Source organism: Ideonella sp. FW305-24, assembly GCF_058788035.1.
This window is the reverse complement of sequence record NZ_JBYTAI010000005.1, coordinates 519,664-541,964: the sequence shown is the minus strand read 5'-3', so window position 1 is coordinate 541,964 and position 22,301 is coordinate 519,664. Positions and strand designations below refer to the sequence as shown.

Below are 22,301 nucleotides of genomic sequence, written 5' to 3'. Positions count from 1 at the left end.
AGAACAATTCTGCATGAGCATTGGTTCCGCTTCCCCCATCCGCCGCCCCGACTACCGCCTGTCCGACAACCTGTGGGCCAAGGACGGAGTCGTTTTCCTCACCGGCACCCAGTCGCTGGTGCGCCTGCTGGTCATGCAAGGCCAGCGCGACGCGGCCCGCGGCCTGAACACGCAAGGCTTCATCAGCGGCTACCGCGGCTCGCCGCTGGGCATGGTGGACCAGGCCATCTGGAAGGCCGGCAAGAAGTTCACCGAAGCCGGCATCCGCTTCGTGCCGGCCATCAACGAAGAACTGGGCGCCACACAGGTGCTGGGCACGCAGCGCGTGGAGCTGGACCCGGAGCGCACGGTGGATGCCGTGTTCGGCATGTGGTACGGCAAGGGCCCGGGCGTGGACCGCGCGGGCGATGCGCTCAAGCATGGCAACGCGTTTGGCTCATCGCCGCGCGGCGGCGTGCTGGTGGTGGCGGGGGACGACCACGGCTGCGTGTCGTCTTCGATGCCGCACCAGAGCGACCAGGCCTTCCAGGCCTGGGGCATGCCGGTGCTGCAGCCGGCCAGCGTGGCCGAGTACCTGGAGTTTGGCCTTTACGGCTACGAGCTGTCGCGCTACTCGGGCGCCTGGGTCGGCATGGCCGCGCTGTCGGAAGTGGTGGAGAGCGGCGCCACGGTGGACCTGGACCTGGTCAACGCCCGCGCCGCGGCCTGGGTCGATGCGGCCAGCGTCACCGCCGCCACCGGCTACCAGCCGCCAGCCGATGGCCTGCACATCCGCTGGCCGGACCTGCCCTCGCTGGCCATCGAGGCCCGCATGGCCGCCAAGCTGCAGGCGACGGCCGCATTCGCCAAGGTCAACAGCATCGACCGCCACGTCATAGCGAGCCCGCATGCCACGGTGGGCATCATCACCTGCGGCAAGGCGCACTACGACCTGATGGAAGTGTTGCGCCGGCTGGAGATCTCGCCCGAAATGCTGGCCGAGGCCGGCGTGCGGCTCTACAAGGTGGGCCTGAGCTTCCCCATCGAGACGACGCGGGTCAAGGCCTTTGCGCAGGGCCTGAAGGAGATCCTGATCGTCGAGGAGAAGGGCGCGGTCGTTGAGACGCAGCTGCGCGACCTGTTCTACAACGCGCCGGCCGACGCGCGCCCGGCCCTGGTCGGCAAGCACGACCGCGACGGCAAGCCGCTGGTCTCGGCGCTGGGCGAGCTGCGGCCATCGCGGCTGATCGAAATCACCGCGCACTGGCTGGCCGAGCATTTCGGCGAGGCCCGTTTTGGCGACCACTTGCGCCATGTGCGGGATTTCACGCCACCGCCGCTGCTGTCCAACGGCGGCGACACGGTCAAGCGCCTGCCGTACTTCTGCGCAGGCTGCCCGCACAACACCAGCACGAAGGTACCTGAAGGATCAACGGCCCGTGCCGGCATCGGTTGCCACTTCATGGCCAACTGGATGAACCGCGACACCGAAGGCCTGATCCAGATGGGCGGCGAGGGCGTGGACTGGATCTCGCATTCGATGTTCACCAAGGTGCCGCACGTCTTCCAGAACCTGGGCGACGGCACCTACTACCACTCGGGCTACCTGGCGGTGCGCCAGGCGGTCGCGGCCAAGGCGGTCATCACCTACAAGATCCTGTTCAACGACGCGGTGGCGATGACCGGCGGCCAGCCGGTGGACGGCGTGATCAGCGTGGACGCGATTGCGCGCCAGATGGAAAGCGAAGGCGTCAAGCAGGTCGTGGTCGTCAGCGACGACATAGCCAAGTACGACGAGATGCGCGAGCGCTTCCCCGCCGGCACCGAGTTCCACGACCGCGCCGAGCTGGACGCCGTGCAGCGCCGCTTGCGCGAGGTGGCCGGCGTCACCGTGCTGATCTACGAACAGACTTGCGCGGCCGAGAAGCGCCGCCGCCGCAAGAAGGGCGAGATGGTCGATCCGGCCAGGCGCCTGTTCATCAACGAGGCGGTGTGCGAAGGCTGTGGCGACTGCACGGTGCAGAGCAACTGCGTGGCCGTGCTGCCGCTGGAAACCGAGCTGGGCCGCAAGCGCAAGATCGACCAGAGCAACTGCAACAAGGACTACTCCTGCGCCAAGGGCTTCTGCCCCAGCTTCGTCGGCGTCACTGGCGGCAAGCTGCGCAAGCGCGCGGGAGCGCTGAGCACCGGCAAGGCGGCGTTCCTGGCCCGTGTCGAAGCGCTGCCGCACCCGGCCGAACACAGCTGGGCCGCGCCGTACGACTTGCTGGTCACCGGCGTCGGCGGCACCGGGGTGGTCACCGTGGGCGCGGTGATTGCGATGGCCGCGCACCTGGAAGGCAAGCGCGCCAGCGTGCTGGACTTCATGGGCTTTGCGCAGAAAGGCGGCGCGGTGCTGAGCTTCGTGCGCCTGGCCGACGTGCCCGAGCGGCTGAACCAGGTGCGCATCGACACCCAGCAGGCCGACGCCATCCTGGCCTGCGACGTGGTCGTCGGCGCCTCGCCGGACGCGCTGCAGACCGTGCGCCACGGCCGCACCCGCATTCTGGCCAACACGCACCAGATCCCCGTGGCCGAGTCGCTGCGCAACCCGGATTCCAGCCTCAAGGTCGACCTGCTGCTGGAGAAGATGCGTTTTGTCGCCGGTGACGAACAGGTCGAGACCTTCGACGCCCAGGCGCTGGCCGAAGACTTCCTGGGCGACACCATCACCTCCAACATCCTCGCCATGGGCTACGCCTGGCAGCGCGGCCTGGTGCCCATCAGCCTGGCCGCGCTGACCAAGGCCATAGCGCTGAACGCGGTGGCTGTCGAATCCAACCTGCTGGCCTTCTCGCTGGGCCGCCTGGCCGCGGCCGATCCGCAAGGCCTGAAAGCCTTGCGCAGTGGCGCAACAGAGGTGCCTCTTGACGAGTCCGTCGACGCGCTGGTCGCGCGCGCCGTGGCGCATCTCTCGGGCTACCAGAACGATGCCTGGGCCCGCCGCTTCGAGGCCACGGTGCAGCGCGTGCGCCAGGCCGAGGCAGTCCTGGCAGGTGGCGATGCCAGCCTGCCGGTCACCCGCGCGGTGGCCAGCAGCCTGCTCAAGCTGATGAGCTACAAGGACGAATACGAAGTCGCCCGGCTCTACACCGACGGCAATTTCCGCCGCAAGCTCAGCGAGCAGTTCGAGGGCGAGCTGCAACTCGAATTCCACATGGCGCCGCCGCTGTTGTCCCGCCCGAAAAACGGCCAGGCCCCGCGCAAGATCCGGCTGGACGCCTGGATGCTGCCGGCCATGCGCCTGCTGGCCAAGGGCAAGGCGCTGCGCGGCACCGCGCTGGACCTCTTCGGCTACACCGAAGAGCGCCGCATGGAGCGGCAGCTGATTGGCCAGTTCGAGGCCCGCACCCAGGAACTGATAGCAGGCCTGGCGGTGGACAAGCAGGCACTCGCCGCCCAGATTGCGGCGGTGCCCATGAGCATGCGCGGCTACGGCCACATCAAGCTGGCGAACGTGGCGCTCGCCCGCGCCCGCGAAGCCGAGCTGATGCACCGCTACCTGCCGCAGCGCTACCCGAAGCCGCCGTCGTCCACCAAGGCCGGGCAGATTCGGGGCGTGGCGGTGGTGGCGGGCTGAAGCGGCGCTTGCTCGCCGCTGTTTCGCCGCGGCCGGGCCGTGGCGGCTGCTGCTTGACCGTGGGTGGCCCTCGCCTATCCTGGCGGCCGGCCGGCGCAGGCGGTTCTAACAGGTTGTGAACGCAAGTTGCCGATTCTGGCTAACACTGCCGGGTGCCCTGGTGCTGGAATGGCACATGCCACGCACCCGCAGCCGGAGAGATCGATGAGCACTGACACCGCCCCAGGCCAGGAACGCACTGTTTTGGGGGCATGTCCCCATGACTGCCCCGACACCTGTTCGATGATGGTGAAGACCAGGGACGGCAAGGTCACGGGCGTCGAAGGCAACGCGTCCCACCCGTTCACGCAGGGCCGGCTTTGCGCCAAGACGAACCACTACGAAGAGCGCGTGAACCACGCCGAGCGGGTGCTTTACCCGATGCGCCGGGTCGGTCCCAAGGGTGCCGGGGTGTTCGAACGCATCAGCTGGCAGGAGGCGCTTTCCACGATCGCGACGCGCTGGCGCAGCATCATCGCCGAGCACGGCCCCACTGCCATCCTGCCGTACAGCTACCTGGGCACGCAGGGGCTGGTCAACGGGCTCACCGTCGGCGATCCCTTCTTCAACAAGCTCGGCGCGACGGTCTCGGAACGCACGTTCTGCGACTCGGGTGCCTGCACCGCCTACATCATGACGGTGGGCCCGACGCCGGGCATGGACCCGGAGAGCTTCCAGCATTCGAAGCTCATCATCCTGTGGGCCTGCAACATGCTCAGCACCAACGCGCACATGTGGCCGTTCGTGGAGAAGGCGCAGCGCAACGGCGCCAAGGTGATCGTCATCGATCCGGTGCGCACCAAGGGCGCCCTGCTGGCCGACCAGCACATCCGCGTGAAGCCCGGCACCGACGCGGCGCTGGCGCTGGCGCTGATGCACGTCATCGTCAACGAGGGCCTGGTGGATCGGGACTACGTGGACCAGTACACCGTCGGCTACGAAGACCTGAAGGCGCATGTCCAGCCCTACACGCCCGAATTCGCGGCCGCCGAGACCGGGGTCGATGCAGAGGTGATCCGCACCCTGGCCCGCGAGTACGCCGCCACGCAGCCGGCCGCGATCCGCATCGGGGTGGGCATCGAACGTTCGGCCGGCGGCGGCCAGCTGGTGCGGGCCTTGACCAGCCTGCCGGCCCTGGTGGGGGCCTGGCGCAGGCCTGGCGGCGGCATCCTGCAGCTGCCGCTGTGGGCCTTCCCCATCAACTGGGCCGGCCTGCACAGAGCCGACTTCATCACGCCCGGCACGCGGGTGATCAACCAGTGGCACCTGGGCCGCGCCCTCACCGGCGATCTGCCGCTGGACACGCCGGTGCAGTCGCTGTTCGTCTACAACAGCAATCCCGTGGTGGTTGCGCCCGACCAGGCGGCGCTGCTGAAGGGGCTGTCACGCGAGGATCTGTTCACCGTCGTCAGCGAACACTTCATCACCGACACGGCCCGCTACGCGGACCTGCTGCTGCCCGCCACCACCCAGGCCGAACAGGTCGACCTGATGTTCTCCTGGGGCCACTTCTACCTCACGCACAACACGCAGGCGATCGAGCCGATGGGTGAAGCGGTCAGCAATTCGGAGCTGTTCCGGCGGCTCGCGAAGGCGATGGACTTCGACGATCCGTTCTTTTACCGCGACGACGAACAGATCATGCAGGACGCGATGCTGTGGGACGCGCCAGCGCTTGCCGGCATCACGCTGGAGACCTTGCGCATCACCGGCTACATGCGGCTCAACCTGCCCGAGGCGCAAGCGTTTGCGCCGCACGCCGAAGGCAACTTCCCGACGCCGTCGGGCAAGGTGGAGCTCAAGGCCTCGATGGCGGCGGGCGGCAACTTCGTGGTGCCGGTGTTCCGGCAAGGCTCCAACGACCACCAGGATGGCAGCCCGGTCGAGGCGCTTCCGACGTATCACGCCAGGCATGAATCGGCGGCGAAGACGCCAGAGCTGGCCGCGAAGTTCCCGCTGTCGATGATGTCGCCCAAGAGCCATGCGTTCATCAACTCGAACTACCCCAACCTCAAACGCCAGTTTGCGCACCAGGGTGAGCAGTTCGTGATGATCAATCCGCAGGACGCGACGCCGCGCGGCATCGCCCACAACGCGGTGATCAAGGTGCACAACACCCGCGGCGCGTTCACCGCCATCGCGCGCGTCACCGAAGACGCGATGCCAGGCGTGGTGGTGGCGCCGCTGGGTCATTGGCTGGACAAGACCCGCTCGCATGCGACGCCGGCTGCCTTGAACCCGACCGCCTTCGCCGATCTCGGCCGCGCGCCGACCTTCTCCGACAACCTGGTGGATGTGAGCCTGGCCTGAATCGCCTCGCGCATCACAGCACTTTCGACAGTCTTGAAGGAATCATTGGAATGACCCATGTTGTGACGGAGAACTGCGAGCAATGCAGGTTCACGGAGTGCGTCACGGTCTGCCCGGTCGCCTGTTTCCGTGGTGATGGCAGCCGGCTCTACATCGAGCCCGACCTCTGCGTGGACTGCGGGGCTTGCGTTCCGCTGTGTCCCGTGCATGCAATCGTCGACAGCTTCGATCTGTCGCCCGGGCAGGAGGTGTGGATCGAGACGAATCGTGCGCAGGCCAAGCTGCTGCCCGGCGTGCGCGAGCGGGCCGCGCCGCTGCCGACCGCTGCGCAGCGCCGGGCCGAATTGGGGCACTGACGTGACCGGGATGCAGCGCACCAGCCCCACGTTCGCGGTCATCGGTGCCGGCCCGAGCGGCTTCTATTCGGTCGAGGCGCTGCTGCGCGAGGTTCCCGGGTGCGAGGTGCACCTCATCGAGCGCACGCTGGCCCCGCATGGCCTGGTGCGCTACGGCGTTGCGCCGGACCATCAGAAGCTCAAGCAGGTCACCGCTGTGTTCGACCAGATCGTGTCGGACGAGCGCGTGTTCCTGCACGCCGGCGTCGATGTGGGTGGCGATGTGCCGCTCGACGAGATCCGGGAGCGCTGCCATGCCGTGGTGCTGGCCACCGGCAGTGCGGTCGGCCGCCAGATCGGCGTGCCTGGCGAGTCGCTGCGGCAGGTTTTCACCTCGGCCGAGTTCGTCGGCTGGTACAACGGGCATCCTGACCATGCTGCGCTGGGGCCTGACCTGGCCGTGTCGAGTGCGGTGATCGTCGGCAACGGCAATGTTGCGCTCGACGTGTGTCGCCTGCTGGCGCGCGCCATCGAGGACCTGGAGGTCTCGGACATCCCCGAGCCGATGCTGCAGGAATTCCGCAGGCGCCGCATCCGCGAAGTGCACCTGCTGGGCCGTGGTGGACCCGGCAATGTGAAGTTCACCTTCCGGGAGTTCAGGCAACTCGCCGATCTACCCAATGTGCGCATCTGCATGCCGCAACTGGATGCGCTCGGCGATGCCGCATGGGCCGGCAGCGCCAGTGCCGATGCGGCCCGGGTGGCGCAGTGGCTGAAGGCCCACGCAACTGCCGTCCCGGACGCTGCCGACACCAGCCGTGTGACCGTGAACCTGTGGTTCAACGTCGTGCCCGCAGCCTTTGTCGGCAAGGGGCCGGTCACAGCGGTGGCGCTGCGGCCGTCCGCTCCGGGTGAGGCACGCACAAAGGACGAAGCCACCGCCACCACCACGATCCCCTGCGGCATCGCGGTCAGCTGCGTGGGCTTCTCCTGCAGGCGGCTGGCCGGCATGCCGGCCTACAGTGACGCCGGCTTCGTTCAGCACGACGCCGGCCAGGTGCTGGGCCTGGACGGGCGTGAGGTGCCCGGCCTGTTCGTTGCGGGCTGGGCCAAGCGCGGCCCGACGGGGATCATTGGCACGAACCGCGCCGATGCGGAGGCCACCGTGCGGTCGCTGTTGCAGCGGCTGCCTCAGTTGCTCGATGACGCTGCGCGCCTGCGCGGTGGCGACCTGCACGCACTGTTCAGGCAACGAGGCCTGCAGACGTTGACGCATGCCGATTGGCACGCCCTCGACCGCATCGAGAAAGTCCGAGGCGAGGCCGGCGGCAAACCGCGAGAGAAGCTGCTCTCGATCGACCAAGCACAGGCGGCCTTGCGAGGGCCGCTCGCCGCCTGATGCGCAGCCACGGCGAAGACCTGCGCTCGACGCGCCTTGCCCCGTGGTTGACCGGTGAAACCTTGGTGTGCTTGGTCTGCATCGGCGGACGCTGAAGAAGCTGTGGACCGCAAACTTGCCGGTTCCGGCTAACGCCCGCCAAGCCCTCGCCAACACAATTTCCACGTGCTCGCTAATGGGCGCTAGGAGTGGAAATTGGAAGCTTGTCGTCTCTCTGCCAAACGATCTTTGGCCCTTACCACCCGCATCGCCACCACGGCTCTGGCACTGGCGCTGAGCGCGCATCAGGCCTGCGCGGTCGATACCGATCCCGGTGACTACACGGCGCTGCCCGATGGCACCAACGCATTTCTCCTGTACGGGCAGTACGCGCAGCGCAATGCGAACTATGTCGATGGCACACGGGTCGCAGGCTCGCAGCGCCTCAAGAGCGAAGTCGGCATCGTGCGCTTTCTCCATGTGGTGCGCATCGATGATCGCTGGACCGTCGACCCGAACGTGCTTTTGCCATTCGGGCACCTCAATCCTTCAGGAGATCTCTCGGTGCTGGGCAGTGCCTCCGGTATCGGGGACTTGATCCTGGCACCCGCATTCAAGTACAAGATCGACCCCGTCGCCGGCGAGACCTTCGGCTTCACGCCATACCTCTACCTGCCAACCGGCTCGTACCACGCAGACCAGGCGCTGAACCTCGGCGAGCACCGCTGGAAGCTGGCGCTGCAGGCGGCCTACACCCGGCCGCTCGCGACGCGGTGGCGCGTGGATGGGGTCGCAGACGTGACCTTCCATGGCGACAACGACGGCTGCAGGGCCGCCTGCGGGTCGACCACCAACGTGACCCTGCAGCGCGATGCGCTGTACTCGGTGCAGGGCCACCTGCGGTACGAGGCCTCGGCGGCATTGTCCGGCGCCGTCAGTCTGATGCATTTGTGGGGCGGCGAGAGCCAGGTGGGCGGCACATCTCAGGGCGACCGCGTGCGCACCACGGCAGTTCGCCTCACCACCTCCTACTTCGTTGCGCCGAACACGCAACTGCTGGGCACCTTGGCACGCGACGTCGCAGTGGAGAACGGCCTGCGCGAGAACATGCGCGTCAACCTGCGGGTGCTGTACCTGTTCTGAACCGGCGGCAGTGCGGCGCCTGCATCAGGGCACCGCGCTCACAACCTCAACTGCGGCGCTGCAGCGTCTCCGATGGCCTTTCGCCGTACATGCCGGCGTACTCCTTGGCGAACCGGGGCAGGTGATTGAAGCCCACTGCCGCGGCCACGTCCTGCACCGTCGTGCCGCCGCGCGCGGAGGTCAGCGCCCTGCGTGCCGCAGAGAGCCGAAGCGTGCGCAGGTAGGCCACGGGATTGACGTCGAAGATGCTCTCGAATGCATACTGCAGGGCACGCCGCGAGCAGCCCAGTTCGTTGCACAGGTCGCTGATCGAGATCGGCTCGCTCATCCGCTCCATCATCACGGAACGGGCGTGCCGGACGATGCGTGGATAGCTGTCAGCCCGCAGCTTGGGGACGGACATCGGGTGCCGGTCCAGCACGTCGGAGATGTAGTCGAGGCTGAGTTCGGTGAGGTCCTGGACCTCGGCGCACAGCCCATCCGGCTCGGCCCCGGACGGCTCCAGGCAGGTGGCTTCGAGCCGGGCCGCCAGGGCGGACTTCGCATTGCCGCCATCGCTCCAGCAGTCCATCGAGGCGAAGTGCCTGACCCAACGCTCCCCGGGGAGGTCCGGCGCGAGCGACTGCAGCATGCGCATTGGCAGCGATATCCCGACGCAGACCGAATGTAAGGGGGTGCGCAATTCGAACTCCCGGCCCGGCGTGAACGCGACGACTGCGTCTATCCCGATGTGGCGGCCGTTCCAGTAGGCCTGCTCTGAAAGCTCGCGGGCCACCGCGATGGTGATGTGGCGCTCATCCGAGTGACCGGTCTGGTAGACGCTCCGGTTCAGTGTTTCGCGGAACACCGTGACCTCGCCCACCGCGACCGACAGCAGGCTGCCGGAGAACTGGCCGGTTGACAACTGCTGGTACGACTGGTCCAGCGGCGCCAGGCCGAGCGCCTGCTCATCGGCATCGCGCGCGCAAACGATGCGCTTCGACGCCTGCGGCGCGGGGCTTTTGCCCCAGCTTGGGGATGACGCTTGGTGCATGCCAGACGTTTCAGCTACCTGTGGCAGCCCAAGCAACATTCGAGCCGGCATGTGGGCGAATCCGCCGCAGCGCGGGTTTGCCGCTTGCCGCCTGACGGAAACCGGGGCGCCCCCGGCGCTGCCCTGTCGGCATCCTGGCACCCAGGGATTGAGCAGCGATGCCGCTGTTCCTTGGAAGTCTCCAGCAGGTACATCGGCTCAGATCCGCATCGCGATAGAGCGCATCGGCGCGAGGTGGGCCGAATTCGCCGTCTCTCAGTCGGCCGTCACCTGTTCGAGCACGCCCTGCGCCGGCGCGCCGTCGGGTTGGGCAAGCCAGTTCAGGGCGTTGCCTTTGGCGCAGCCGGTGCCTTCTTCCACAGAGGTGAGGGCGTTCAGGGCGGTGGCGATGCTGCGTTTGTAGCAGCTGCCGATGTTGTCGCTGTAGCTGACTGTTTGCGTGCCCTCCTGGCCCACGCGCTGGGTGGCGCCACCGGTGTTGCTGAAGATGAGGCCGGATTTCGAAGTGAGGCTGTTCTCGAAGGCGCTGTTGAACACGGCCTTGCCGTTGACTGTTCGCGCCACCACGGTGCTGAAGTCCTGGGCCATGGTGCTGTTCTGGGTGTTCGCATCGCCGTCGTAGACGTAGCCCACGTCCAGCGGGTAGCTGAAGGCGAAGGTGTCGACCGTCTTGTTCTTGCCGCTGGTGGTCGTCACGGTGGCGGCCACGGTGGACTTTTGCGCAATGGTCTGCGAGTACAGCACGTCGGTGATCTGGAAGGTCTGCAGGTTGCTGAACGTCAGATCCTGCTGCACCGTGGTGGTCACGCGGCCTTTGGACGTGTCGACGTAGCCGGTGATCGCATAGCTGCGCGTGGCCGTCACGCTCAGCGGGCCATTCGCGCTGCCGTCGTCAGCCACGACAACCTCGTTGGTCGTGACGGGCGCGGTCAGTGCAGTGCTGGTCAGCGTGTTGCTGCTGACGGCGCCGCCCGTCGTGGTGGCGCCTGCGTCCCGGTAGACCAGCAGGTTGCCGACGACCGAGTAGTGGTCCTGGGCCCCTTCGACCGAGATGGCCACGGTGTGCGACGCGCCGTCGCTCAGCGCACCGGCGAACGGCGTGAGGTCGACGCGTGAAGGGTTGAAGGCGAGGGTCTCGGCACCGGGTGTCGGGCGCCAGAGGCCGGGGTCGATGCCGCCGGTGTAGACGCGCGGAACGACCGGCGCCAGCCCGGCCGGCTGGCCGTCGATGGTGACCAGCACCTCGCGGAAGCTGCCACCGCCGCAGCTTTGCAGCGCGCTGGTCTGGTCGTCGGGCACACAGGTGTACCAGAACTCGTCGCCGCCCTGGCTCTCGGCCTGCACGTCCAGGTAGAGCCGCACGATGTTGGTCGGCAGCGAAAGCGTGCGCTGCAGCGCGTCGGTGGCCGTGGCGAGGCTGGCCGGATCGCCGGTCACCAGGTCGCCAGCGAAGGGAATCACCGCGTCGGCCACGCGCGAGGTGGCGGCGTCTGCGTCGGTCGCTGCCGGATAGAACACCAGCCTGGCCGAGCCCTGGAGCAGGCCGGTGTAGGTGTCGTCGACCACGTTGTCCAGCCGCACGTAGCCGGTTGCCGCTGCGGTGAACGCGTTGGCGTAATCGGTCAGGTCCCGCTCGACGTGCCAGCTCGGCGCCACGGTGGCCGAAGGCTCCTGCGTGGTGCCGAAATACAGGTTCACGCCGCCGATGGAGATCAGCGCGGTGCGGTCGAACTGCCGGCCGGCATTGACCGAGAAGTCCGCTTCCAGCACCACCTTGGCGAACTTGCCGGTGCAGGCGCCCGAACCGGGGTAGGCGAAGGCATGGGCGTCGAAGCCGCTGTAGGTCATGCCGCTGTACAGCGTGATCGTGCACGGTGTGCTGGTGGGCCTGGGCAGCGGCGCATCGGCCACCACCGCGCCGGTGGCGCCGGCGGAGGCGGCCAGAGCCGCCACGGGCACCACGGCACCGGGCGTGGAAGCCCCGTCGCCATCCCCGTCACAGCCGCTGATGAAAAGTGCAAGCGCACACGTTGCGAGCGCCAGCGCAAGGGATGCACGTGGCGTCGGGCGGATCGGAAGGTTCGGCATGAACGGGCTCTGCTGGGTTGAGGAAGATGGCGGGGAGCCAGCCACGCAAAGGGTATGCCAAGGTCTTGCTCATCTGTCGGCGAGGATACCCCATGCCGCATGGCTGATTTCGATCTGGCGGCTGCATGACGGCCGGTGGCGCGGCTGCCTTCGCGGCCGACGTCGCGGTGTCGAACATGCCCCGCGCTAGACTGCCCGCCTCACCGAGCGTCTCACCGCATGCAAGCCAAGCGAGTCCTCTTCCAACATCCTCTGGCTTTCTGGGTCGGCTGCGCGCTGATCACCGCAGGCGTGCTCGCGCATGTGCCCATGTTGTTGATGGGCCAGCACACGCATTGGCGGCTGGTGGGCATGCCGATGACGGCGGAGATGTGGATTGGCATGGCGCTCATCCCCATCGGTCTTTCGCTGTCGTTCTACGCGTTGATGCCGCCGCGGGCGCGGGTCGAATCGTCTACTCCGCAGGCCAGTGCCAGGTACCTGCATGTCGCCGACGGCGTGGCACTGAACCGCGAGCACTGGAAGCTGGTGCTCGTGCTCATCGTCACCCTCGCCATCGACGTGATGAAGCCTGCGACGCTCGGCTTTGTGATGCCGGGCTTGAGTGCCGAATATGCGCTGCCCAGGTCCCACGCGAGCCTGCTGGCGCTGTTCGCGCTCACCGGGACGACCGTGGGCTCGGTCGTCTGGGGGCGCATTGCCGACCGCTTCGGCCGGCGGGCGGCCATCCTGTTTTCGGCGCTGATGTTCATCGGCACGGCCATCTGCGGCGCGATGCCGACCTTCGAATGGAACCTCGCGATGTGCTTCCTGATGGGGGCATCGGCCGGCGGCTTGCTGCCCATCGCCTTCACCTTGATGGCAGAGACCGTGCCGGCCCGGCATCGAGGCTGGCTGATGGTCGCGCTGGGCGGCATCGGCACCTCTGCGGGTTACATGATTGCGGCGGGATCGGCTGCGTGGCTGGAGCCACTCTTCAACTGGCGCGTGCTGTGGCTGCTGGGCTTGCCCACGGGCGCTGCGATCATCTTCCTGAACCGCTTCATTCCCGAGTCTCCGCGCTTCCTGGCCGCCATGGGCCGTCACGAAGAGTCCCACGCGATCCTGCGCCAGTTCGCAGGATCGAAGCGAGCCCTCGAGGCCGATGACCCGGCGCATCCCGGTCCGGCCGTCATCGACGAAAGCCATCCCGTGTCAGGCATTCGCCAACTGATGCGGGGCCGGCATGCCCGCATCACCTGGGCGCTGCTGGTCTGCGGCACCGGCTGGGGTCTGGCGAACTTCGGCTTCCTGCTGTGGTTGCCGACGAACCTGAAGGAGCTGGGCGTCGACCCCGCTGCGGCCAGCGCGCTGCTGGCGAAGTCGGCCTTCTTTGCCTTGCCCGGCATCGCGGTCGTCATCCTTCTCTACCAACGCTGGAGCAGCTTCAAGGCGCTGGTGCTGTTCATTGCACTCACGGCCGCGGTGCTGCTCGGTTTCGCCGCCTTGGCCGCCTTCCAGGTCCGGTCGACGGGCCTGACGACGGTGGCCACCGCGGCCCTGCTCGTCAGCGTCAGCGGCGTGATCGCAATGCTCATTCCCTACGCGGCCGAGATCTACCCTGTGCACCTGCGCGGAAGCGGGTCCGGCGTCATTGCCGCCAGCTCCAAGTTCGGCGGCATCCTGGGCGCCGCGTTGGCACTCTTCAGCTTCTTCGATCATTTCGCGCTGTCAGCCGTCGCACTCGCCTTGCCCATGGCCGTGTCGGCCGCCATGCTGTGGCGCAGCGGCGTCGAGACCCGGGGCATTGCGCTGGAAGACATCCAGAGCGCGCTCAGCAGTTAGCCGCGCATCAAGGCCCGATCATGCGGGCCTTCCTGGACACCGGCGGCGGCATGTCTTGGCTGGCGATCAGCTGATCTGCTCCGGCAAGATGCTGCGCCGCTGGCGGGCGAGAGAAATGGGAGGCCTGACACCCGGCGTGGTGGGCCATGCTGCTGAGCGCCGCCTTCAGAGCCTGGTCAGCCAGTACTCGGGTAGACGGCGGCCATCTGCCACGGCGTGGATCAGGATGCCGTATTCGACCTCCGTGTAGACGATGGAGAACGGGAAGTCGGGTATCAGCCGCCGCCGGGTACCGCCGGCCGAGGGCTTGCCGTGTTCGGGGAAGGCCGCAGCGCGTTGCGCCGTGGCTTCGATCTCGTCTCGAAATTTCGCGCCGAGACCTTTGCGCAAAGCTTCGTAGTAGGCAGTTTGAGCAAGCAACTCCAAACGGGCTTGTTTGGTGAAACGAGCCTTCGTCACGGAGCGATCCGCCGGGCTTCGGCGAACACGTCCTCTGCGGCGAACGTCTCAACTTCGCCCCGTTCGTACGCCGCGACCCTGCCTTCAATTTCCTTGTGCCAGGCCGCTTCAATCTCCGACAGCGGCGGCTCGTGAAGCGACTCCAGCAACAACTCGACCAGGCGAGAGCGCTCCTCTGGCATCAAGGCGCGACCGCGCTCGGCAAGTTCGGCAACAAGGTCTGGCATAGCAATCTCCCGGCAATGTAGGAAATGATACGCGCCGGCCCGTTCACCGATCTGCGTCACTCCGCAGCGTCAAGTCTCCCTTCCACCTTCGGTGATGACCACGGAGGAGATGTGTTCGGGGCTGAGCGCAGCTAGCCCACGCTTTGCTCAAGCCTTCTTCGCCACCAAGGTCAGGATGTCATAGCTCGCGACCATCTCGCCGTGCTGGTTGCGTACTTCCACGTCCCAGGCGACGACGCCTTGGCCGATGCCTTTGGCGTCGCGCTTGTTGCGGTCGATCTTGCGTTTGCAGGTGAGGCGGGCCTGGATGGTGTCGCCGATGGCGACGGGCTTGGTGAAGCGCAGGGTGTCCAGGCCGTAGTTGGCGAGCACCGGGCCAGGGGCTGGTGAGACGAACAGGCCGGCGGCGGCGGAGAGCACGAAGTAGCCGTGGGCGATGCGTTGGCCGAAGTCGGTTTGCCTGGCGGCAATCTCGTCGAAGTGCATGTAGAAGAAGTCGCCCGAGATGCCGCCGAAGGCGACGATGTCGGCCTCGCCCACGGTACGGCGGTGCGTGAGCAGCGACTCGCCGATCTGCAGATCCTCGAAGTGACGGCGGAACGGGTGCTCCTCGGTCTCGATGACCTTGGCGCCGCGCACATGCTCGCCGGTGATCGCGGCCAGCATGGTGGGCGAGCCTTGCACGGCGCTGCGCTGCAGGTAGTGGTGCACCGCGCGCAGGCCACCCAGTTCTTCGCCGCCGCCTGCGCGGCCAGGGCCACCGTGCTTGAGGGCTGGCAGCGGCGAGCCGTGGCCGGTGGACTCGACAGCGGCTTCACGGTCCAGCACCAGCAGGCGGCCGTGCCACATCGCAGCGGCGGGAATGGCGCGTGCAGCAATCACCGGGTCTCGCGTGACCAGTGTGCCGACCAGGCTGCCCTTGCCGCGAGCGGCCAGTGCCAAGGCTTCGTCCAGTCCTTCATAAGGCAGCAGGCTGCTGACCGGGCCGAAGGCTTCGATGTCGTGCACGTCGGCGTGGTGCGAGTCTCGCGCCAGCAGCAGCGTGGGCGAGAAGAAGGCACCTTCGCTGACGCCGTCGCCGACTGGCGCAAAGCCATCGCGTTCGCCGTAGACCAGCTCGGCGTTCTGCAGCAGCCTGGCCACGCGCTCGGCCACATCGGCCTGCTGCGCGTGCGAGGCCAGCGCGCCCATGCGCACGCCTTCGCGCGCCGGGTCGCCCACGACGGTGGCCGCCAGGCGCTTGCGCAGCCGCGCGGCCACTTCGTCCACGTACTGGCGCGGCACGATGGCGCGGCGGATGGCGGTGCACTTCTGGCCAGCCTTGGTGGTCATCTCGTTGGCCACCTCGCGCACGAAGAGCTCGAACTCCTCGTCGTCCGGCGTCACGTCGGGCGCGAGGATGGCGCAGTTCAGCGAGTCGGCCTCGGCGTTGAAGGGCACGGACTGGCGGATCAGGTTCGGATGCACGCGCAGCCTGGCGGCGGTGTCGGCCGAGCCGGTGAAGGTCACCATGTCCTGGCCGGCCAGGCGGTCCAGCAGGTCCCCGGTGCTGCCGATCACCAGTTGCAAACAGCCTTCGGGCAGCAGGCCGCTGGCGTGCATCAGCCGCACCGCGGCTTCGGTCAAATAGCTGGTGGCGGTCGCAGGCTTGACGATGCACGGCATGCCGGCAAGGAAGCCGGGGGCGAACTTTTCCAGCATGCCCCAGACCGGGAAGTTGAAGGCATTGATGTGCACCGCCACGCCGCCGCGCGGCACCAGGATGTGGGTGCCGGCGAAGCCGCCCTTCTTGCCCAGCGGGATCACCGGGCCCTCGTGGAGCACATTGCCCGAGGGCAGGCCGTTGGCACCCAGGCTGGCGTAGGCGTACAGCGTGCCGGAGCCGCCTTCGATGTCGACCCAGCTGTCCTTGCGTGTGGCGCCGGTGTGGCGCGAGATTTCGTACAGCGTTTCCTTGTGCTCGTTGAGGTAGGCGCCCAGCGCCTTCAGCCGCGCGGCACGCTGCTGGAAGTCCAGCTTCAGCAGCGCGGCCACGCCAGGGCCACGGGCGTGCGTGACGGCCTCGCCGAAGTCCAGGCTTTCGGCATGCGTGCCGGCCACCGGTTGGCCGTTGATGGCGCTCAGCAGGGCTTGCGAATGCTGCTGGCCCACCCAGTGTCCGCCGATGAAACTTTGAAGTACGGGGGTTGTCATGTCGAGGCTCCGGTCAAGCGCGTTCAATGGCGATGGCGATGCCCTGGCCGACGCCGATGCACATGGTGGCAATCGCGCGGCGGCCGGCGGTGCGCTCCAGCTGGCGCAGTGCGGTCAGCACCAGGCGTGCACCGGAGGCACCCAGCGGGTGGCCGATGGCGATGGCACCGCCGTTCGGGTTGACCTTGGCCGAGTCGTCGGGCAGGCCGAGTTCGCGCATCACCGCCAGACCTTGCGCGGCAAAGGCTTCGTTGAGCTCGATGGTGTCGACCTCGTCCAGCGTCCAGCCCAGGTGGGCCAGCAGCTTCTTGGTGGCCGGCGCCGGGCCCATGCCCATGACGCGCGGCGGCACGCCGGCGGCCACCATCGCCAGCACGCGGCCGCGCGGCTTCAGCTGGTAGCGCTTGACGGCCTCGTCCGAGGCCAGCAGCAGCGCCACCGCGCCATCGTTCACGCCCGAGGCATTGCCGGCGGTGACGCTGCCGTCTGGCCGCACTACGCCCTTCAGGCGGTTCAGCTGCTCCAGCGTGGTGTCGGGGCGCGGGTGTTCGTCGGTGGTGATGCTGATCGGCTCGCCATTGCCCTTGGCTGATGTTTTGGATGAAGGAATGACCACCGGCACGATCTCGCCGTCGAAGAAGCCGGCCCGGCGTGCGGCCTCGGTGCGCTGCTGCGAGGTCCAGGCGAACTGATCCTGGTCGGCGCGCGAGACCTTGTAGTCGGTGGCGACGTTTTCTGCCGTCTCGGGCATCGAGTCGATGCCGTGCGAGGCTTTCATCTTCGCGTTGACGAAGCGCCAGCCGATGGTGGTGTCCTCGACCTTGGCGCTGCGCGAAAACGCGCTGTCGGCCTTGCCCATCACGAAGGGCGCGCGCGTCATGCTCTCCACACCGCCGGCTATGACCAGGTCCGCATCGCCCGCGACGATGGCGCGCGCCGCGCTGCCCACCGCGTCCAGCCCGGAGCCGCACAGGCGGTTGATGGTGCTGCCCGGTACGTCCACCGGCAGGCCCGCCAGCAGCGCAACCATGCGGGCCACGTTGCGGTTGTCCTCGCCGGCCTGGTTGGCGCAGCCGTAGAGCACGTCGTCCACTGCCGCCCAGTCCACGCCGGGGTTGCGGTCCATCAAGGCCTTGATGGGCACGGCGCCGAGGTCGTCTGTGCGCACGCCTGCCAGGCTGCCGCCGTAACGGCCGAAGGGCGTGCGCACGCCGTCGATGATCCAGGCGTGGCGAGGCGAGGGGGTCATGGGTTCAGTCTCCGTTGGATGTCTTGGGATCGGGTGGCGGCTCGGCCGGCAGCGGCGGGCGCACCGCGCCGATGCCGCCGAAAAACAGGTCCGTGACGACGGGGGCCATCGCGGCGTAGGTCAGCGCGCCATCCGGGCGCAGCCAGGTGAACATCCAATTGATCATGCCGAACAGCAGCATGGTCAACGGCTTGCTCATGCCGCCCTCGGCCAGCCGCGGACGCATCTGGCGGATGGCCCGCGCAAAGCCTTCCACCACCTGGCGTTCCTTGTTCAGCACCCGTTCGCGGTCGGCTGGTTCGAGGATGCCCACGTCCTCGGTCAGCACCCGGTGCGCATGCTGGGCGCTGCCGTATTCCTCGACGAAGCGGTGGATCAACTCGCGCAGCCGCGGCTCTGGCAACAGGTCGGCTGCTTCGACCTCCTGCACCAGCTCCTGCAGCCGTGCCACATGGCCTTCGGCAATCTCGACCAGCAGCGCGTACTTGTCGCGGAAGTAGTGGTAGACCGCGGGCTTGGACAGGCCGCAGGCCTGCGCGACCTGGTTCATCGAAGTGCCCGGGTAGCCCTGCTGGGCAAACAGCTCGGCCGCACGCGCCAGGATGGCGTCGCGCTGGTTGTCGTATCCGGGAGAACGTCCGCGGGCCACGGCTTTCCTTGTCAGTGAGGGGAAGCCGGATTCTCAGCGTTCATCGAAGGAGAGCACCACGCGCTCGGTCAGCGGGTGCGACTGACAGGTCAGCACAAAGCCGGCCTCGACCTCGTGCTTCTCCAGCGCGAAGTTGCGGTCCATGCGCACCTGGCCTTCGAGCAGCTTGGCGCGGCAGGTGCAGCACACACCGGACTTGCACGAGAACGGCACCTCCAGGCCGGCTGCAGCCGCGGCGTCCAGGATGCTGGGGTCGCTCTTGCGGAACGAGATCTCGCGCTCCAGCCCGTCACGGATGATGATGACGCGGGCGCTTTCGGCGTCGCCAGGCTGCGGCAGGTGCACCTGCGCGGCGCGCTCGGCATCCGGCACGCCGAAGCGCTCGATGTGGATCTGCGCTTCCGACACGCCGGCCGCACGCAGTGCCGCTTCGGCTTCGTCGTTGACGCCAAACGGGCCGCAGACAAACGCATGGTCGATGCCCGCCGGGTTGACCACCGTGCGGAAGAACTCGGCCAGCTTGTTGCGGTCCAGCCGGCCGGCGTTCAGCGGCGTGTCCATGACTTCGCGCGAAAAGACATGGTGCAGCACCAGCCGCGTCAGGTGGCGGTTCTTCAGGTCCTCGAGTTCTTCCTTGAACATCGTGGACTTCTGCTGCCGGTTGCCGTAGATCAGCGTGAAGCGGGCCTTGGGCTGTTCGGCCAGCACCGTCTTCATGATGGACAGGATGGGCGTGATGCCGCTGCCGCCGGCAATGCCGAGGTAGTGGCGCGCTGGCGCGTCAGCCGCCGGCAGCGCAGGCACCGTGAAATGCCCCTGCGGCGGAATGACCTGCAGCAGGTCGCCCGGCTTCAGGTGGTCGTTGACCCAGGTCGAGAACACGCCGCCCGGCACCTTGCGCACGCCCACGCGCAGCTCGTCGCCGCTGGCCGAGCAAATCGAGTATGAGCGCCGCAGGTCCACGCCGTCGACTTCGGTGCGCAGCGTCAGGTACTGGCCAGGCTTGAAGCGGAACTGCTCGCGCAGGGATTCAGGCACCTCAAACGACACGATGGTGGCTTCGTCGGTGTCTGGCAGCAGCGCGCGCACGCGCAAAGGGTGGAAGTGCAGGCTGCTCATATGGGTTTGAAGTGTTCGAAAGGCTCCTGGCACGCGATGCAGCGGTACAGGGCCTTGCAGGCGGTGGAGCCGAAGGCGGACAGGCGCTCGGTGCGTTTGCTGCCGCAGCGCGGGCAGGCCAGCCGGGGGATGACACGCACCAGCGACTCGCCTTGGTCCAGCACCGGCCCGGGCGGCGCGATGCCGTAGGCGTTCATCTTCTGGCGGCCGGCCTCGCTGATCCAGTCGGTGGTCCAGGCGGGGGCGCGCTGCAGGCGCACGCGGGCGGGGCCCAGGCCCGCGGCGTTGACGGCTGCCAGCACGTCACGCTCGATGACCTCGGTGGCTGGGCAGCCGGAGTAGGTGGGCGTGAGCACGACCTCGATGCCGTCGCCGCCGGTGGCGACCACGTCGCGCACGATCCCCAGGTCGCGCACCGAGACGGCTGGCACCTCGGGGTCCAGCACGGTGTCCAGCACCGCCCAGACCTGTTCGAGGCGGGCCGTGTCCGGTTCGGGCGGCGCGACCAGGTTCACCAGACGCCTCCGGGGAAGCTGCGCTGCAGGTGCTGCATTTCGGCCAGGATGTAGCCCATGTGCTCGCTGTGGCGGCCGCGCTTGCCGTCGCTGCGGAAGGCGCCGATCTTGGGCGCTTGCAGCTTGCCGCCTTCGAGGATCTGATCCATCTCGGCCGTCCACGCGGCCTGCACCTCGGACCAGCGCGGGCCCAGGCCGCTGGCGGCCGCCGCTTCATCCACCGCATCGGTGTCGAACAGCTCGGGCACGTACAGCCACAGGTCGCGCAGCGCACGTTCCATGCGGCGGCGCGATTCTTCGGTGCCGTCGCCCAGCCGGGCCACCCAGTCTGCGGCGTGCTGCTGGTGGTAGCGCGCTTCCTTCACGGCCTTGCCGGCAATGCCGGCCAGCTCGCTGTCGCTGGAGTCCTGCAGGCGGAGCCACAGCTGCTTCAGGAACGTGGCGACGATGGCATTGCGCAGCACAGTGACGGCGAAGTCGCCGCGCGGCAACTCGACCAGCGTCGGGTTCAGGAATTCGCGCTCGTCGCGCAGGAAGGCCAGCTGGTCCTCGTCATGGCCTGCGCCTTCGAGCTTGCCGGCATGGGTCAGCAGCGCACGCGCCTGGCCTACCAGGTCCAGTGCCATGTTGGATAGGGCGATGTCCTCTTCCAGCACCGGGCCGCAGCCCGACCATTCGGCCAGGCGTTGGCCGGCGATCAGGCAGGTGTCGGCCAGCCGCAGCACGTATTGCACGGCAGGGTTCGCAGCAACTTGAATCGAGGCAGTCATCACATGTGGTCCACGGAGGCGGGCAGCTCGTAGAAGGTCGGATGGCGGTAGACCTTGTCTTCCATCGGGTCGAAGTACATGTCCTTGTCCGACGGGTCGCTGGCGACGATGTCCTTGGACTGCACGACCCACACGCTGGTGCCTTCCTGGCGCCGGGTGTAGACCTCGCGCGCCAGCTGGATCGCGCCGGCCGCGTCGGGTGCGTGCAGGCTGCCGCAGTGCTTGTGGTCCAGCCCCGCCTTGCTGCGCACGAACACTTCCCACAGCGGCCATTCCTGGGCTGCCTTGGGGTCGACCTTTGGGTTCTGGCTGTTGCCGGTGCTCATGCTGCTTCCTTGTCTTGCTGCTGTTGCTTGCTGGCATGCGCCATCGCGGCGTCGCGCACCCAGGCGCCGTCTTCCCAGGCGTCCACGCGGGCGTTCAGGCGCTCGCGGTTGCAGGGGCCGTCGCCATTGACGACGCGCCAGAACTCGGCCCAGTCGATGCTGCCGAAGTCGTGGGACTGGCGTTCCTCGTTCCACTTCAGATCCGGGTCCGGCAGGCTCACGCCCAGCAGCTTGGCCTGCTCGACGGTGGCGTCGATGAACTTCTGGCGCAGTGCGTCGTTCGAGATGCGCTTGATGCCCCAGCGCATGGACTGCGCCGAGTTCGGGCTCTCCGCATCGGGCGGGCCGAACATCATCAGCGAGGGCCACCACCAGCGGTTCACCGCGTCCTGCACCATCTCCTTCTGCGCCGCAGTGCCGTGGTTCATCATCGTCAGCAGGGCTTCGTAGCCCTGGCGCTGGTGAAAGCTTTCTTCGCGGCAGATGCGCACCATCGCCCGCGCATACGGCGCGTAGGAGCAGCGGCACAGCGGCACCTGGTTCATGATGGCTGCGCCGTCCACCAGCCAGCCGATCACGCCCATGTCGGCCCAGCTCAGCGTGGGGTAGTTGAAGATCGAGCTGTACTTGGCGCGGCCGGTGTGCAGCGCCTCGTACATCTGGTCGCGCGAGGTGCCCAAGGTCTCGGCCGCCGCATAGAGGTAGAGGCCGTGGCCGGCTTCGTCCTGCACCTTGGCCAGGAGGATGGTCTTGCGCTTGAGCGTGGGCGCGCGGGTGATCCAGTTGCCCTCGGGCAGCATGCCGACGATCTCCGAATGCGCGTGCTGGCTGATCTGCCGCACCAGCGTCTTGCGGTAGTGCTCGGGCATCCAGTCCTTGGCTTCGATGAAGCCGCCGTCGTCAATGCGGGCTTCGAAGCGGGCTTCCAGCTGCACCTCCTCGGCGCTGCGCAGCGGCTTCTGCGCCGGGCCGCCTTCCTTGGCCATCAGGTCCATGGCTTGGGTGTACATGTGCGTTCCTTTGGTGAACGGAGTGAAAGGGCGAGG

18 protein-coding genes are annotated in these 22,301 nt (G+C 67.6%); 6 read left to right on the top strand and 12 right to left on the bottom strand.

The annotated features are described in order from the left end of the window. Window positions 1-13 precede the first annotated feature (13 nt). The 5 genes from AC3WR5_RS17065 to AC3WR5_RS17045 all read left to right on the top strand — a co-directional run bounded on the left by AC3WR5_RS17065 (window position 14) and on the right by AC3WR5_RS17045 (window position 8,803). A complete protein-coding gene (locus AC3WR5_RS17065; protein ID WP_492485873.1) occupies window positions 14-3,598 on the top strand; it encodes an indolepyruvate ferredoxin oxidoreductase family protein in 3,585 nt (1,194 codons plus the stop codon). A 204-nt stretch (window positions 3,599-3,802) separates the two neighbouring features. Further along, window positions 3,803-5,947, top strand: a complete 2,145-nt coding sequence (locus AC3WR5_RS17060) for a molybdopterin-containing oxidoreductase family protein (protein WP_492485872.1) — start codon at window positions 3,803-3,805, stop codon at window positions 5,945-5,947. Window positions 5,948-5,997: 50 nt separating this feature from the next. Continuing rightward, window positions 5,998-6,303, top strand: coding sequence for a ferredoxin family protein (locus AC3WR5_RS17055; RefSeq protein ID WP_492485871.1), 306 nt, complete (start codon window positions 5,998-6,000; stop codon window positions 6,301-6,303). 10 nt (window positions 6,304-6,313) lie between these two features. Beyond that, entirely contained in the window at window positions 6,314-7,681 is a 1,368-nt protein-coding gene (locus tag AC3WR5_RS17050) for an FAD-dependent oxidoreductase (protein WP_492485907.1), read from the top strand. Between the two features lie 228 nt (window positions 7,682-7,909). Further along, window positions 7,910-8,803 carry a transporter gene (locus tag AC3WR5_RS17045; RefSeq protein WP_492485870.1) on the top strand — a complete coding sequence of 298 codons (894 nt, stop codon included), beginning with the start codon at window positions 7,910-7,912 and terminating at the stop codon, window positions 8,801-8,803. Between the two features lie 46 nt (window positions 8,804-8,849). On the opposite strand, the gene AC3WR5_RS17040 is transcribed toward AC3WR5_RS17045, so the two are convergent. Together AC3WR5_RS17040 and AC3WR5_RS17035 are read right to left on the bottom strand one after the other, a co-directional pair. Then, window positions 8,850-9,836 (bottom strand): helix-turn-helix domain-containing protein, encoded by a 987-nt coding sequence (locus AC3WR5_RS17040; protein ID WP_492485869.1) that lies wholly within the window; start codon window positions 9,834-9,836, stop codon window positions 8,850-8,852. Window positions 9,837-10,091: 255 nt separating this feature from the next. Further along, complete coding sequence (locus AC3WR5_RS17035) at window positions 10,092-11,924, bottom strand: peptide-N4-asparagine amidase (RefSeq protein ID WP_492485868.1); 1,833 nt, start codon at window positions 11,922-11,924, stop codon at window positions 10,092-10,094. Window positions 11,925-12,143: 219 nt separating this feature from the next. Here AC3WR5_RS17035 and AC3WR5_RS17030 point away from each other — a divergent pair, with 219 nt between their 5' ends. Continuing rightward, window positions 12,144-13,748, top strand: a complete 1,605-nt coding sequence (locus AC3WR5_RS17030) for an MFS transporter (RefSeq protein ID WP_492485867.1) — start codon at window positions 12,144-12,146, stop codon at window positions 13,746-13,748. Window positions 13,749-13,913: 165 nt separating this feature from the next. Here AC3WR5_RS17030 and AC3WR5_RS17025 read toward each other — a convergent pair whose 3' ends face one another. The 10 genes from AC3WR5_RS17025 to paaA form a co-directional block, all read right to left on the bottom strand. Then, a complete protein-coding gene (locus AC3WR5_RS17025) occupies window positions 13,914-14,207 on the bottom strand; it encodes a type II toxin-antitoxin system RelE/ParE family toxin (protein ID WP_492485866.1) in 294 nt (97 codons plus the stop codon). Beyond that, window positions 14,204-14,434 (bottom strand): addiction module protein, encoded by a 231-nt coding sequence (locus AC3WR5_RS17020; RefSeq protein WP_492485865.1) that lies wholly within the window; start codon window positions 14,432-14,434, stop codon window positions 14,204-14,206. Before AC3WR5_RS17020 ends, AC3WR5_RS17025 begins: the two co-directional genes overlap by 4 nt. 147 nt (window positions 14,435-14,581) lie before the next feature. After that, window positions 14,582-16,627, bottom strand: coding sequence for a phenylacetic acid degradation bifunctional protein PaaZ (paaZ, locus tag AC3WR5_RS17015; RefSeq protein WP_492485864.1), 2,046 nt, complete (start codon window positions 16,625-16,627; stop codon window positions 14,582-14,584). A 13-nt stretch (window positions 16,628-16,640) separates the two neighbouring features. Then, the gene (gene pcaF, locus AC3WR5_RS17010) at window positions 16,641-17,876 is read right to left on the bottom strand and encodes a 3-oxoadipyl-CoA thiolase (protein ID WP_492485863.1); all 1,236 of its coding nucleotides are present in this window, start codon (window positions 17,874-17,876) and stop codon (window positions 16,641-16,643) included. 4 nt (window positions 17,877-17,880) lie between these two features. Next, window positions 17,881-18,525, bottom strand: coding sequence for a TetR/AcrR family transcriptional regulator (locus AC3WR5_RS17005; RefSeq protein WP_141288100.1), 645 nt, complete (start codon window positions 18,523-18,525; stop codon window positions 17,881-17,883). 33 nt (window positions 18,526-18,558) lie between these two features. Next, window positions 18,559-19,644, bottom strand: coding sequence for a 1,2-phenylacetyl-CoA epoxidase subunit PaaE (gene paaE / locus AC3WR5_RS17000; RefSeq protein ID WP_492485862.1), 1,086 nt, complete (start codon window positions 19,642-19,644; stop codon window positions 18,559-18,561). Further along, on the bottom strand, window positions 19,641-20,162 hold the full coding sequence (gene paaD / locus AC3WR5_RS16995) for a 1,2-phenylacetyl-CoA epoxidase subunit PaaD (RefSeq protein WP_492485906.1): 522 nt from the start codon (window positions 20,160-20,162) through the stop codon (window positions 19,641-19,643). The genes paaE and paaD overlap by 4 nt, the downstream gene beginning before the upstream one ends. After that, window positions 20,156-20,929 (bottom strand): 1,2-phenylacetyl-CoA epoxidase subunit PaaC, encoded by a 774-nt coding sequence (gene paaC, locus AC3WR5_RS16990; RefSeq protein WP_492485861.1) that lies wholly within the window; start codon window positions 20,927-20,929, stop codon window positions 20,156-20,158. Before paaC ends, paaD begins: the two co-directional genes overlap by 7 nt. Further along, complete coding sequence (gene paaB / locus AC3WR5_RS16985; protein ID WP_141288097.1) at window positions 20,929-21,255, bottom strand: 1,2-phenylacetyl-CoA epoxidase subunit PaaB; 327 nt, start codon at window positions 21,253-21,255, stop codon at window positions 20,929-20,931. The genes paaC and paaB overlap by 1 nt, the downstream gene beginning before the upstream one ends. Further along, entirely contained in the window at window positions 21,252-22,265 is a 1,014-nt protein-coding gene (gene paaA / locus AC3WR5_RS16980) for a 1,2-phenylacetyl-CoA epoxidase subunit PaaA (RefSeq protein ID WP_492485860.1), read from the bottom strand. Before paaA ends, paaB begins: the two co-directional genes overlap by 4 nt. Window positions 22,266-22,301 lie beyond the last annotated feature (36 nt).

What these genes read in the sequence shown, in the direction of transcription:
- AC3WR5_RS17065 (WP_492485873.1), top strand. Translation starts at nt 14, where the DNA reads ATGAGCATTGGTTCCGCTTCCCCCATCCGCCGCCCCGACTACCGCCTG.
- paaZ (WP_492485864.1), bottom strand. Translation starts at nt 16,627, where the DNA reads ATGACAACCCCCGTACTTCAAAGTTTCATCGGCGGACACTGGGTGGGC.
- paaE (WP_492485862.1), bottom strand. Translation starts at nt 19,644, where the DNA reads ATGAGCAGCCTGCACTTCCACCCTTTGCGCGTGCGCGCGCTGCTGCCA.
- paaB (WP_141288097.1), bottom strand. Translation starts at nt 21,255, where the DNA reads ATGAGCACCGGCAACAGCCAGAACCCAAAGGTCGACCCCAAGGCAGCC.
- pcaF (WP_492485863.1), bottom strand. Translation starts at nt 17,876, where the DNA reads ATGACCCCCTCGCCTCGCCACGCCTGGATCATCGACGGCGTGCGCACG.
- AC3WR5_RS17050 (WP_492485907.1), top strand. Translation starts at nt 6,314, where the DNA reads ATGCAGCGCACCAGCCCCACGTTCGCGGTCATCGGTGCCGGCCCGAGC.
- AC3WR5_RS17030 (WP_492485867.1), top strand. Translation starts at nt 12,144, where the DNA reads ATGCAAGCCAAGCGAGTCCTCTTCCAACATCCTCTGGCTTTCTGGGTC.
- AC3WR5_RS17035 (WP_492485868.1), bottom strand. Translation starts at nt 11,924, where the DNA reads ATGCCGAACCTTCCGATCCGCCCGACGCCACGTGCATCCCTTGCGCTG.
- AC3WR5_RS17055 (WP_492485871.1), top strand. Translation starts at nt 5,998, where the DNA reads ATGACCCATGTTGTGACGGAGAACTGCGAGCAATGCAGGTTCACGGAG.
- AC3WR5_RS17020 (WP_492485865.1), bottom strand. Translation starts at nt 14,434, where the DNA reads ATGCCAGACCTTGTTGCCGAACTTGCCGAGCGCGGTCGCGCCTTGATG.
- paaA (WP_492485860.1), bottom strand. Translation starts at nt 22,265, where the DNA reads ATGTACACCCAAGCCATGGACCTGATGGCCAAGGAAGGCGGCCCGGCG.
- paaC (WP_492485861.1), bottom strand. Translation starts at nt 20,929, where the DNA reads ATGACTGCCTCGATTCAAGTTGCTGCGAACCCTGCCGTGCAATACGTG.
- AC3WR5_RS17040 (WP_492485869.1), bottom strand. Translation starts at nt 9,836, where the DNA reads ATGCACCAAGCGTCATCCCCAAGCTGGGGCAAAAGCCCCGCGCCGCAG.
- AC3WR5_RS17060 (WP_492485872.1), top strand. Translation starts at nt 3,803, where the DNA reads ATGAGCACTGACACCGCCCCAGGCCAGGAACGCACTGTTTTGGGGGCA.